Below are 13,192 nucleotides of genomic sequence, written 5' to 3'. Positions count from 1 at the left end.
CATTACAAGCTCTTAAAAAATATCCGAGCGCTACTTCTGTCATGGATGCCGGTTCTGTAAAACCATGGACCTCTACACTGGCCCCGCTTGTTGACTACTTTGTGTGCAGCGAAGATTTAAGTCGCACCTATACCGGTCAGGAAATTGATATTCAAGATATGAATAAATTATCTGCGATTTTTTCAAAACTGGCAGAGCTCAACAAAAAACATATCGTCATTACAATTGGTGGTCGTGGTGTACTTTATCAGGAGAATCAAAAAATCTATCATGTTCCTGCCTTTAAAACTAAAACCGTCGATTCTACCGGAGCCGGTGATATTTTTCATGGTGCTTTTGTCTATTTTCTAGGCCACAACTATCCTCTTGAAACCGTCATCAAATTAGCATCTTTAACCGCGTCGATCTCTACAGAAACAATGGGCGGTATGATTTCGATACCATCCTTAAAAGAAGTGATGCAACGAGCAAAAGAAATGAAGTCCATATTTTAAACTGTTTTTCCAAAGCACGAATATATTCATCATAGATTTTGTTTTCGAATGGTAAAAGTGGCAATTCTAACAGTGCAATGTTTTCTAAATTTAGAACATTTTCTATCCCTTCAATATCACAAAAATAGTATCGGATACATTTTCATATTCATCAATCAATACGTTTGCTTGTCGTTCAAAAGCATCTGCATAAAATATCTTTCCACTAGACACCAGGCGTTCTAAATCATCCTCTATCCAATTTTGTTCATTTACAATTTTTTTATAATTAGCTTCCTTCAAACATTTAGCTTTTTTTTAGTTTTCATATTATAAAAACACTAGTTGTAAACATCTTTCACCCTTTGAAAAAGTATATAAACTGCTATAATTTGATTAATGTAAGACTATATTAACAATCAGGAGAGGCCATGAATTCAATTGAACAAACCATCCATGACTTGATGGAACAAAATGAAAAACTAAAACGTGAGAATCAGCTATTAAAAAGTGAACTTAAAAAGCGCGGGATCATCCTTTCACTTCCTGAACAAAAGTTAGATAAACAAGATAAAATTCACATATTTATGAATTACTTTAACGGTCGAAAAGATGTGTTCGAAAAAATATACTATAATCAAAAAACTCAAAAATTAGGATGGTCTATTGCATGTAATATAGAATTTAAACCGGGCTGTCGTAAAGGTAAAATCAAAAATCCCTGTACCAATTGTCCTGTAGCACAATATACTCATTTAGATGAAGACATCATAGAAGATCATTTTTTGGGCAGAAATAAAGGTATTGGAATCTTCCCTTTACTACAAGATGATACTTGTAATTTTTTAGTGTTTGATTTTGATGATGATTCATGGTTTGAAGATATGTACAGTGTGTATAAAGCAGCAATTCAGTTTGATTTATATCCTGTTATGGAAAGGTCAGCTTCCGGCAATGGTGGTCATCTCTGGTTCTTTTTTGCAGAACCTCTAAAAGCTTCTCTTGCCAGAAGATTCGGCGAATGGATTCTTCAGGAAACAATGAAAACGAATACACACCTTAAATATTCATCTTTTGACAGAATGTTTCCTAATCAAGATTATCTTCCTGAAGGAGGCTTTGGAAACCAGATCGCACTACCCTTACGATACGCTGCTTATAAAAAAGGAAATTCCACATTCATCAACGATCTTAAACAGCCCCTACAAAATCCCATTGAACACCTGTCTTCCCGAAAGAAATCAACAAGAGAAGAAATAGAAACATTGATTACAAACTATAAAGAACCTGACTATTTTTTTGATCAGGAACAGCTGCGTTTTAATTTGGACAGCACCAGTGAATACTCAAAAAATATAATCGGATTTGAATCATCCATAATTGCCATAGAAAAGAAAAACTTAAACTCCTTAACATACAATGCCCTAAAACGCGTGGCAAGTATGTATAACCCCAGATATTATGAACTCCAAAGACTCCATAAACCTATTTATTATGCAACCACACCCAGAGTATTATCATTCTATGAAGAAGACGATCAACACCTATATTTACCTCGAGGACTTAAAGATAGAATACAAGAAGTTTTACCAGATACAAAGATCGATTTAAAAGATAAACGCTGCTCTGGCATGTCTATTGACGTAGAATTTCTCGGCGAGCTACGAAAAGAGCAAGAAAATGCAATCAGCAAACTCATAAATCATGAAACAGGTGTTTTAAAAGCAGTCCCTGGCTTTGGAAAAACTGTAATTGGTATTTATTTAATCAGTTATTTTAAAGTAAACACTTTGATTATCGTTCCCTCTAAACAAATCCAAGATCAATGGTTAGAACGATTCCAACAGTTTTTAAAATTTCCTAATGCAGAAAAGAAAAAAGATCGATTCATCTGTACATACAACGGAACACAGAAACGATTAAATCATAATATAGACATTGCCACTGCAGCTTCTTTGGCCAATGCAGAAAATCTAACAGAATTACTAAGTGGATATGGCATGGTAATCATTGATGAATGCCATCATGCCGCAAGCAATACTTTTACACACATTTTAAGGCATGTCTTATCTAAGAGAATATATGGATTATCCGCAACCCCAAAACGAAAAGACGGACTTGAAAAAATAATCTATATGTTCTGCGGGAAGCTTCGTTATGGTAGTGTTATTAATCAAGGCAAACAACATCATGAATTTATGCAGCTTTTGATTCCAAGAATGACGAATTCAATCGTACTCAAAGAAAATACATCATATACCGAAATTTGCAAAGAATTGATTCATGATACAGCGCGTAACTATTTAATTCTTAAAGATATACTTTCTGAATATAAGCAGCAAGGAAAAATAATTGTGTTATCCGAAAGAAAAGAACACCTGTATATACTAAAAGAAATGCTAGAAAAAGCTGCGGAGAATGTATTTTTACTTACTGGAAACACTAAAAAAGCAGATAGGAACAATACCTTTCAAAAGATAAACTCGTTTTCGTCCAATCAACCATTTATATTATTGGCAACCAGTAAACTTTTAGGCGAAGGTTTTGATCTACCATCATTAAAAACTTTGTTTTTATTATTACCTATATCAGACGAAAATAGAATCACACAATATACGGGTCGAATTCATCGACCAGATAAAGGAAAAAGCATAGTCAAAGTCTATGATTATGTAGATACACAAATTGCTATGATGCAGTCTATGTTTTATAAACGCTTAAAACAATACCAAAGAGAAGGTTATCATGTACAAGAACGAGATTCCAACCCTTTAGTCAATCAAATACTTTTTGAAAATAATGCGTTTGAAAATATTCTTAAGGCCGACATACAAAACGCAAAAAAGGAAATTGTCATATTCTCTACTCACATTAAATTAACAAAGATCAAAAATTTATATGATGAATTAAAGAATAAATTTACTCAAGGCATTTATATTTTGTTCATATTATCTGACAACACAAAAGAAAACAAAGAAGAACTACATTATTTAAAAGGATTAGGTGCTCAATATCGATTTATGAAACATTACAAGCATTTCATTATTATTGATAGATCTATCGTATGGCATCTTAACTATGACTGGTTTGGCTATACAAAACCAGAACAATATGCAATTCGAATGAACAATGCTCATCTCATACAAGAGATTTTAACAGGTTATATAAACGAAGATAAAACAGATGAGCTCAAACTATTTTAAACAATGCATAAAAACATCCATTCTCAATATCCAACAATCCTGTATAATAAAGGTTGCGTGAATTTTGGGAGGTTATTATGATACTAGAACAAATTGATAAGGATTTATTGGCGATGGCAAAAGAATCCGATTCCGTTTTAAAAGATATTTATGAAAATATCGATGATATTTGTTTATACAATTCCAATCGAATCTTATCCGCTTTTATTGAGAATCAAGTTTCTTATTCCGATTTTGCGGATATCAACGGCTATGGGAATTATGATGAAGGTCGTGACAAGATCGAGAGAATTTTTGCTTCGGTATTAGGTTGCGAAGATGCCCTGGTGCGTCCACAAATCATGAGCGGAACCAACGCACTGTATTTAACATTATCTGCTCTTTTAAAACATGGAGATACCATGATTTCTATTTCCGGTGATCCCTACGATTCGTTGCAGGAGATGATCGGATTATATGGAAATTCCTCACAGTCTTTAAAAGCATATGGTGTAAAGTATGAACAAATTGATCTGGTAAATGATGATTTTGATGATGCAACCATTCTGGAACGTTTAAAAGAAAACAATGTACGATTGGTGGAGATACAGCGATCAAGAGGATACTCACATCGACTTTCTTTAAGCATCGCCAAGATCGAAAGAATCATCAAAAAGATTCGAGAAGTTAATAAAGATGTCATCATTATGGTTGATAATTGCTATGGCGAACTGGTGGAAAAAAGAGAACCCGGACATGTCGGTGCCGATGTTGTCGTAGGCTCATTGATGAAAAATCTTGGCGGAGGCATTGCCACGACGGGAGGTTATATCGCAGGCAAAAAAGAATGGATCCATGAAGTCGCCGAAAGATTGACAGCTCCTGGCATCGGTAAGAGTTTAGGTGCTAATTTTAATTTGAACAGTTCTTTCTTAAAAGGGATCTTCATGGCACCCAATGCAGTAAAAAGCGCATTGAAAACTGCCGTTTTTGCAGCTTATATGTTAGAAAAATTAGGCTATAAAAATGTGTCTCCGGCTTATGATGAAAAACGAACGGATATCATACAAACCTTAGAACTTGGCTCTGAAGAAAATCTGGTCAACTTTACCCAAGGTATTCAATCCACCAGTCCTATTGATTCCTTTGTACGTGTTCTTCCGGCTCCAATGCCCGGCTATCCATTTGATGAAGTCATGGCAGCCGGAAGCTTTACACAGGGCAGTACAATAGAACTGAGCGCCGATGCACCCATGGTAGAACCTTATACATCCTATATACAAGGTGGACTGACCTTTGAATACGGAAAACTATCTATTTTATTAGCACTAACCAATATGAAAAACAAACAGTAGTCTTTCTAAAAGCAGACTTCCTGATAAACATAATAGAATAACTTCTTAAGTAAAGAGGTCCTGCTGGACCTCTTTATTCTTTATTTTTCTTTGTTTAAAAATTATTTTTCTATTAATATTTTTGCTTATTAGATAAATTTTTTTGTTTTATCCGAAATACAAAAGAAATATTGTCCTTTTTCGAAAATCCGACATAATAAAAGCGTAAGGAGGATAAAACATATGTTTGCAAGACACCTGGAAGTCAATGAATTTTTAGATATAGTGATGGTAACTCCTAAAAAGATCTGGAAACAAGTCATTTGTTTAGATAACGGTATTGCCGGTATCGTTTATGGATTTTTAGATCAGGGAACTTTCTACTATTTGGATCGGTTTTATCCATCCAAACAAAAAGAAGAAGACATCCAAAATATGGATTTTTATGAACTGCACAAAGAACTTTATACAAAATTAAATCTAAAAGTTCATTTAATAGCACAACAATTTCATTTAAACTAAGGAGATTTTATGTTTGCGGATTATCATGTACATACTGCTTTTAGCGATGATTCCATCTACCCTATGGAAAAAGTCATTCAAGATGCCATAACCATGAAAATGGATGAAATTTGTTTTACAGAACATGTAGATTATGGCATTAAAGTAGATTGGGACAGTGGTCAAAAGATCATCTATCGCGGCAATGAGCCTTTGGCCAATGCCAATTATCCTGAATATATGAAAACCATTCAAGCTATGAAAGAGAAGTATGGTCATCAAATCACGATCAAAACCGGTTTAGAATTTGGGATGCAGACACATACAATTTCTCGATTTCAGAAATTGTTTGATCGCTATGACTTTGATTTTATCATTCTTTCCATTCATCAGGTACATGACAAAGAATTCTGGAATCAGGAATTTCAAAAAGGTAAAACACAAAAAGAATACAACGAAGAATACTATAAAGAAATGTTGGAAGTTATTCGACAATACAAAAATTATAGTGTTTTAGGACATATGGATCTGATCAATCGCTACGATGCGCAGGGGATTTATCCTTTTGAGAAAATAAAGCCATTGATTCAAGCCATTTTAGAACAAGTTATTGCGGATGGAAAAGGTATTGAAATCAACACTTCTTCCAAACGATATGGCTTAAAAGATTCCACACCTTCCCATAAAATCTTAGAGCTATATAAAGATTTAGGAGGTACGATCCTTACGATTGGCTCGGATTCTCATAAACCGGAACATCTGGGAGCTTATATACAAGATGCAAAAAAGATGTTACAGGAAATGGGATTTAAGCAGTATTGTACATTTGATCATATGAAGCCTGTGTTTCATGATCTGGACCGGTGATTCCGGTCTTTTTTATTTGCACGCATAGAAAAAGGACCCCGTAAAGGATCCTTTGCTTATTTTTACTTTATAGCTTTATCCACCGCCGTCATTGCGTTCAGACTGCGCGGATAACCAATATAAGGTACACACTGAGCGATGACCTTACGAAGAAAATCGGCATCATTGCCTACATTCATATTCCCCTTGGCATGGGCAATCAACTGTGATTCACAGCCACCTTGCGCCATCAAAAAACAAAAGGTGATCATTTCTCTTTGTGCTAGATCTAAACCGGTTCGTGTATAGTAATCTCCGAAACAATTATCCGCCAACCAATAATTGATCACACCGTTTTTCCAAGCTTCTCGCATGCTTTCACCAAAAATATCCATTTGCGCCTGCACACCTTTTTCCAGTCGATCGTCCATGGTTGTTGTCGCCTGTCCGTATGAGGATAAAGGAATTTCCTTTTCCAAATAGACTTCATTGGTGGTCTTTAAAAAATCCCACATGCGTCCCATTCCCATATAATCCTGAGCCTGGTACACCATCTCTTTGATCCAAACCGGATCCATGCCATCATCTAATGCTTTTTCCAACATCAAGCGATAAGCATCCTTACCCTGACATCCGATCAGCGATGCCAATATTGCCAAATAACGTGTTTTCACATCCAGCTTAACGCTCTCCTTTTGCACGACCTCTTCAAACGCAAATTGCTCATAGCGTTCCATAAACTGCGAATCGGTTTGTTTATAATCCATATCCTGTCCTCCTTTACATCTTTTGGTCCCCTATCGACCAGACATGCTTATCATTCGATGTTTCTGCGGTATTCTGCGCCATAACGCCAACAAGCTTATGAGGAATATAAGGCTCTTCTAAATAAGCAATTTCTTCTGCACTCAGCTTTAAATCACAGGCATCAATAGCACCTTGTATATGCTTAGGTTTGGTCATTCCTACAATTGGTGTTGTCACTTTAGTCAATAGCCAGGCCAGAGAAACAGCGGTCATTGAAGTGTGATGTTCATTGGCCAGAATCGCAACACGATCTATGATTTTTTGATCATAAGCAGCCATTTCATCGTATTTTAAATGAGCATAGCTATCTTCCTGTAACCGCCTGGAAGTCTGTCCGGCATACTTAGAAAGTCGTCCACCGGCCAAAGCACTGTAAGGTGTCGATGCGATATTTTCCTGGTTGCAATAGGGAATCATTTCTCTTTCTTCTTCCCTAAAAATCAAATTATAGTGACCTTGCACGGATATAAATTTCGCAAAACCTTCTTTTTCAGCTAGTGCATTCGCCTTAGCCAGCTGCCATGCGAAACAATTGGAAATACCGATATATCGTGTCTTTCCCTGCTGTACCATGTGATTTAAACCATCCATAATTTCATACAGCGGAGTACGATAATCCCACATATGATAAATGTACAGATCAACATGATCCATTCCCAGATTTTGTAAGCTTTGATTTAACATATTTTCAATATGTTGCTGTCCGGAGATCCCTTTTTCGATCTCTTCATCACTACGCGGAAGAAACTTTGTCGCAATAACAATATCATCTCGATGTGCCATATCTCGAATAGCTTTTCCCACATATTGCTCACTCGTACCACTTTGATAGGCAATCGCTGTATCAAAAAAATTAATACCTGCCTTTAGTCCCTGTTCAATAATATTTCGTGTTTGAGCTTCATCCAGCGTCCATGTATGTTGTCCACGTCTTGGATCTCCAAAACCCATACATCCCATACAGATACGCGAAACATTTAAATCTGAATTTCCCAGTTTTATAGTTTCCATATTCATCCTCCTAGTATCGTATCAAGATTTTGCCTTTAGCCTGGGGATCATCCTGTATGATTTCTTTAACAGCCGGTACTTCAATTATGCCATCCAGTGGATTTTTTATACTTTCCACTTCATTGACGATCGTTGCGTTCACTTTCGATTTCTCAAAACATAGATCGGTATCGATCATCTCACAGTCAATCAGTTTCAATCCCTCGCAATAACAAAGCGGCTGTGTTCCGATGATCTTACAGTTTTCTAAGACCAATCCCTTGGAATACCATGCCAGATATTCTCCTTTGATCACACTGTTTCTGACCCAGACATCTTCTGAATGCCAGAACGCATCCTTGGTATCAAATACACAGTTTTCAAAATAGACATTCTTCATATATTGAAAAGAATACTTCCCTTTCAATTCCACATTCACAAATCGCAGATTTTGTGCTCGCATCATAAAATATTCACTAACTGCTTTAGTATCCTTCATCACGATATTTTTTGTCATCCAGCCAAATTCCGGCGATTGAATATCACAGTTTTCGATGATCACATCATCACATTCTCTCAGCGCCTTGATTCCATGCATTTGGCTATCTTTGATTACAATATGATCGGAATACCACAACGCCGCTCGACACTTCTCTGTCATTTGTGCATTGTAAATCAATAAACTATGATCATGCCAGAAAGGATAACGAAGATTCAAAAAAGTATCTTCCACTTTGATATTTTCACATTCCTTAAAGGCACTTTCACCATCAGCAGGTCCATCAAATTGACAATGCTTTACTGTCAAATTCTTCTTTCCATATAAGGCTCGTTCTTCATCAAATCTTTGATTTTCTATAACCGTCATTTTATCCCTCTTTTTCTTTGACCTGATGGATCATATAATCGACAACATCCACTTTGTGCTGCGCCTTATGCAACTTATCCATCAGCTTCTTTCTTTGTTGATGTAAAAGGCGAAGCTGATCTGTATCCTTGCAGCACACATATTCTTCAATCTTATCTTTTGTCATATCACAATCCTGAAGGCATTGTCGAAGCCTTGTCTCTTCCTTTTCCATATGATCCATCCTTTCGTATTTTCACTATAAATCCATTCTTTAAAAATCACAAATAGTCATTAATTATCACTTACAATCGTTTTAAAGAATGATAAAATAAATAGGGTGATACAATGATTGAAACAAGACTTTTACAATATTTTCTGGCTGTGGCACGGGAACAAAACATCACAAAAGCAGCTAAAACGCTATATATTACACAATCTACCTTATCAAAACAGATGATGGATCTGGAAAATCAACTGGGTAAGAAATTATTTGTTCGGGGAAAAAGAAAGATTACTTTGACGGAAGAAGGATTTTTCCTTAAAAATCGAGCACAGGAAATCATAGAGCTATTGGAAAATACAGAGACTGCTTTACAGGCCGAAGAAGAAACATTAAGTGGTGAAATTTGCATCGGATGTGGGGAAACCGTTGCGATGGATGCGATCGTCTCTTTGATCAAAGCGTTTCACGATCAATATCCGGATGTGCGCTTTCGTACATACAGTGAAAATGCCGATGGCGTTTTAGAAAAGATTGATAAAGGATTGGTGGATATGGGATTATTGCTGGGACCGATTCGTAGAGAACAATACGACTATATCAATATCCATAAAAAAGATGTCTATGGTTTATTAGTTCCAAAAGACTGCCTACTTGCTCAACAAGATGTTATACAGATCGATCAGCTGAAGGAACTTCCTTTGATCATGTCTGATCAGATCTATCAGGGCCATCAAAATGTTGACTGGTTTAATTCCGCTTCATTACACATCGTTGCCACTTATAATCTGATTTACAACGCTACTTTTATGGTAGAACAAGGTCTAGGATATGCATTGAGTATAGATAAACTCGTAAATACGACTGGAAGAAATCTTGTCTTTAAAAGGATTGAACCTGAAATTTCAGTAGATTTATACATTGTTACAAAGAAATACAGAACATTTTCTCCTGCCACAAAAGTTTTCCTTCAGAGAATCAAAGATTATGCAAATCGACTTTGATAGTTCTCATCCAAAATTTTTTAACATTCGTTGAAAAAACTTTTATTTGTATGCGAACAATAATTGATGGATATAAATATTTCTACCCAGTTGTAAAGTTGCCCAATAAACAAAAAAGCCCTTTATGTAAAGGACTTTATAGACTATGGTGCAGAAGAAGGGAACCTCTCCATCCCCTAAAATGAGTCCATTTTTTATAGAAAGTGGGGGATTCTTTATGAAAATTGCGGTTATTTTCCATAAAATGGTACCTAGTTTTTGAGTTACTGTCACCAAAACTGTCACCAATTTTTTGGCACAAACAACCTCCATAAAGAGGAGTTTTCATCTGATTCATGCGAATGTATTATACCACAAAAAAATATATAAAAGGTAGGATTAGAAAATGTATCATTCTATTGAAATCGCGCTGCTTAAACTATTTTAAGTTGATATAATAATAAGGAGGAAATATTGATATGTTTGATTTTTTACATCGTTTACTTCAACAAAACGTTGAACAACAAGAACAGCAAACAAATGAATTAGAGTCTTTGAACAGGCTAACGGAGAACTATTCAAATGAAGCAATGCATCAAGCTGAGAATGCTGCAAACTTTGCTGAAGATAGTTTAAATAATTTCTTTGATAATAATATGTTCGGTACTGGATTCGGAGATAACGGAATGTTCTAGTTGGATTCTACCCGATATTTTAACAAACAGTTTAAAAGGAAGGTGTAATGCCTTCCTTTTTATGCTTATAGAATGTTGAAATATGAAAAAAGTAAAATGCCTTTATTCTAGATTCTATCATGAATATTTACTTTAGATAGGATATACCACTTCTTCATCTTCGGTGAGCATTTGTCCAGAAATGTCGTAGTATTTATCGTTAATATCGTAAGTGATTCCATTAGTTGTATGCTCAGAAGAAGGCATATTTTCTTCCATAGCACTAATAAATCCATATATTTGTTTGTACGTTATTTCTGGCGAATCAATTCGAATACAATATACATCAATATTCATGTCAGCAGTATAATTATGTGCTTCTAATGAAGTACTAGATTCTCCTTCACCAATGTATGCTTCAAAATATTTATTTGCCAATTCATCTATCTCTTCATAAGCAGAAAATTCCTCTTCATATGAGCATCCAGTAAAAACAAATAAACACACAATAAATAGGGTTAAATTAATTACCTTTCTCATAAACAGCACCTCGAAAAAAATATATAACTATGATATATTTTATTGTATAAAAGTACATTTGTATACTGAATTTAGGGGATTGGTTATGAAAAAGTTAAAGATATTTGGAATTATTATTCTTATGGTTGTTATTTTATTTGGAGTATTCAAAATAAGTACAATTATAAAAGATAATTCATTCTATAATGATTTAGAAACATTTGCCAAAGAAAGATTTGAAGAAAATTTAGGTATTGAACCAAAATTATCAATCGAACAAGAAGAAGAGAAAGATGAAAATCCACTTTATATTATCTGTATAGATGATGTCATAGAACCTGAAAAATATCCAGAACTAGCTAGTTTTGTTGAAGATGTAAATGTAAAATACAGTAACAATAACAGAAGAGTTGAAGTTGGATACAAAAGAAATAATGAATATCCTTCCATGTATGAAATCCCAACATTAGAAATTGAAAATACAGAAGATGGACATACTCTTCTTAACTTACATTGGTTAGCATCTGGAAGTATGGTGCTCTGGGCGGACGAAAGTTATACACATTCGTATGACCAAAATAATTGTTATGCAGTCATCATTGGGCAAGAAGACAGAGGAGATGGAACCAACATTACTGATATATTACTAGTTGATGAACTATACTCAGCTAAGTTTTATACAGAAGAGAACTTAATGGATATTTCTGAAGATGAATCTTCCTATGTAATCGAATTTGAAAGAAAATTAAAAGTAGGAGAGTCATATCGAGATGCCTATTTTGAACCTATTACAATTAATGAATATGGAAACATCGGATATGGAGATTTCACAATTATTCCTAAAAAATTATTTGACGATACAGCTAATGATACTTTTTCTACAGCTTATCAACGTGCTGTCGATAAAATGATAGAGGAAGCAAAAAATCAAAATGAACAAGATAAAAGTTCAGAAGATACAAGTACCAACAACTCTACGCCTTACATTGAATATGTTTATGTATCCGGTTCTGGAAGTGGGTCAAAATATCATGAATGGTCAGGATGTTCAGACATGAAAAACCCTGTAAAGATGACTAAAGAAGAAGCCAAAAATTTAGGATATACACCTTGTAAAAAATGCTATAACTAACCAGTGACACGCGAATTTAACAAATTGTTTTAGGGAAAGAGAGGAGAATTTTTATTATGGAACAATGAAATACAATCTAAATCCAAATGAAAAAATCGTTTTTAAAGCTAGTAATGTAAGGCATGGTTTTTGGGGTATGTATGGTCATATTTTAGTTGTGACAAATCAAGCTGTAATATTAGAGGAGTATGGTTTATTTAACAATTTCAAAGATATTATACGTTATCCATTATCTGAGATTAACCAAGCAATCATTGGAAAAGCGCAAAATGGAGAAAAGCAATTGGAATTATATTTTAATGATAGAACTGAAGATTTTGCATTACAATCTGGAGATGAACTTGAATTAAATACATTGGCAATGGCAATCAACGACCAACTATCAGAAAATGCGGATTTATATGATTATAACTTTTATCAAACCTTATCTGATTCTAGTAAAAAAATTGACGAAGAAGTTAAAAAATCTGCATATGAATCCAATGACAATGATACAAACGTAGATGTCCAATCAGGGCTTAAATTCGCAGGGGATATTGCAAACGCTATACCCACAGTTTGGTGATTTAGCCATAATTCAGCATTAAAAAGAAACCTCAAATAAAGCATCTGTTGCAATCTGCCGGATAAAAAAGTAATGAATAGAGTACTTCAACTTCTTTAAGACATAGACAAGTATTT

The 13,192-nt window shown here is 34.7% G+C and carries 15 protein-coding genes; 9 read left to right on the top strand and 6 right to left on the bottom strand.

The genetic code is table 11. From position 1 onward, the window contains the following. Positions 1-494 (top strand): carbohydrate kinase family protein (locus tag U0M88_RS06735; RefSeq protein WP_331869313.1); only part of this gene is annotated, 494 nt, incomplete at its 5' end. Positions 495-596: 102 nt separating this feature from the next. Here the strand turns inward: U0M88_RS06735 and U0M88_RS06730 are convergent. Continuing rightward, the gene (locus U0M88_RS06730) at positions 597-776 is read right to left on the bottom strand and encodes a hypothetical protein (protein ID WP_117445896.1); all 180 of its coding nucleotides are present in this window, start codon (positions 774-776) and stop codon (positions 597-599) included. A gap of 128 nt (positions 777-904) precedes the next feature. Between U0M88_RS06730 and U0M88_RS06725 the strand changes: the two genes are divergently transcribed. The 4 genes from U0M88_RS06725 (at position 905) to U0M88_RS06710 (ending at position 6,357) form a co-directional block, all read left to right on the top strand. Then, a complete protein-coding gene (locus U0M88_RS06725; protein WP_181965577.1) occupies positions 905-3,676 on the top strand; it encodes a TOTE conflict system archaeo-eukaryotic primase domain-containing protein in 2,772 nt (923 codons plus the stop codon). A 77-nt stretch (positions 3,677-3,753) separates the two neighbouring features. Beyond that, positions 3,754-5,010 (top strand): methionine gamma-lyase family protein, encoded by a 1,257-nt coding sequence (locus U0M88_RS06720; protein ID WP_117445897.1) that lies wholly within the window; start codon positions 3,754-3,756, stop codon positions 5,008-5,010. A gap of 222 nt (positions 5,011-5,232) precedes the next feature. Continuing rightward, a complete protein-coding gene (locus U0M88_RS06715) occupies positions 5,233-5,511 on the top strand; it encodes a hypothetical protein (protein ID WP_117445898.1) in 279 nt (92 codons plus the stop codon). A gap of 9 nt (positions 5,512-5,520) precedes the next feature. Beyond that, positions 5,521-6,357, top strand: a complete 837-nt coding sequence (locus U0M88_RS06710; RefSeq protein ID WP_117445899.1) for a histidinol-phosphatase HisJ family protein — start codon at positions 5,521-5,523, stop codon at positions 6,355-6,357. Between the two features lie 62 nt (positions 6,358-6,419). Here U0M88_RS06710 and U0M88_RS06705 read toward each other — a convergent pair whose 3' ends face one another. The 4 genes from U0M88_RS06705 to U0M88_RS06690 are packed head-to-tail and all read right to left on the bottom strand — an operon-like array spanning position 6,420 to position 9,215. Next, entirely contained in the window at positions 6,420-7,103 is a 684-nt protein-coding gene (locus tag U0M88_RS06705) for a carboxymuconolactone decarboxylase family protein (protein WP_331869312.1), read from the bottom strand. A gap of 13 nt (positions 7,104-7,116) precedes the next feature. Continuing rightward, a complete protein-coding gene (locus U0M88_RS06700) occupies positions 7,117-8,154 on the bottom strand; it encodes an aldo/keto reductase (RefSeq protein ID WP_331869311.1) in 1,038 nt (345 codons plus the stop codon). Positions 8,155-8,164: 10 nt separating this feature from the next. Next, entirely contained in the window at positions 8,165-9,001 is an 837-nt protein-coding gene (locus U0M88_RS06695; RefSeq protein WP_331869310.1) for a DUF3737 family protein, read from the bottom strand. A 1-nt stretch (position 9,002) separates the two neighbouring features. Further along, positions 9,003-9,215 carry a hypothetical protein gene (locus U0M88_RS06690; protein ID WP_037614740.1) on the bottom strand — a complete coding sequence of 71 codons (213 nt, stop codon included), beginning with the start codon at positions 9,213-9,215 and terminating at the stop codon, positions 9,003-9,005. Positions 9,216-9,328: 113 nt separating this feature from the next. Here U0M88_RS06690 and U0M88_RS06685 point away from each other — a divergent pair, with 113 nt between their 5' ends. Further along, positions 9,329-10,207: a LysR family transcriptional regulator gene (locus U0M88_RS06685; protein ID WP_167699114.1), complete on the top strand. Its 879-nt coding sequence runs from the start codon at positions 9,329-9,331 to the stop codon at positions 10,205-10,207. 458 nt (positions 10,208-10,665) lie between these two features. Further along, a complete protein-coding gene (locus U0M88_RS06680; RefSeq protein WP_271998250.1) occupies positions 10,666-10,881 on the top strand; it encodes a hypothetical protein in 216 nt (71 codons plus the stop codon). A gap of 132 nt (positions 10,882-11,013) precedes the next feature. Here U0M88_RS06680 and U0M88_RS06675 read toward each other — a convergent pair whose 3' ends face one another. Beyond that, entirely contained in the window at positions 11,014-11,400 is a 387-nt protein-coding gene (locus U0M88_RS06675) for a hypothetical protein (protein WP_331869309.1), read from the bottom strand. 85 nt (positions 11,401-11,485) lie between these two features. Between U0M88_RS06675 and U0M88_RS06670 the strand changes: the two genes are divergently transcribed. Together U0M88_RS06670 and U0M88_RS06665 are read left to right on the top strand one after the other, a co-directional pair. Beyond that, on the top strand, positions 11,486-12,511 hold the full coding sequence (locus U0M88_RS06670; protein ID WP_271998253.1) for a hypothetical protein: 1,026 nt from the start codon (positions 11,486-11,488) through the stop codon (positions 12,509-12,511). A gap of 64 nt (positions 12,512-12,575) precedes the next feature. Continuing rightward, on the top strand, positions 12,576-13,076 hold the full coding sequence (locus U0M88_RS06665) for a hypothetical protein (RefSeq protein ID WP_331869308.1): 501 nt from the start codon (positions 12,576-12,578) through the stop codon (positions 13,074-13,076). Positions 13,077-13,192: the final 116 nt, after the last annotated feature.

It is taken from the genome of Faecalicoccus sp. (assembly GCF_036552745.1).
Lineage (GTDB): Bacteria > Bacillota_I > Bacilli_A > Erysipelotrichales > Erysipelotrichaceae > Faecalicoccus.
The sequence above is the reverse complement of the archived record's forward strand: the minus strand, read 5'-3'. Positions and strand labels throughout refer to the sequence as shown.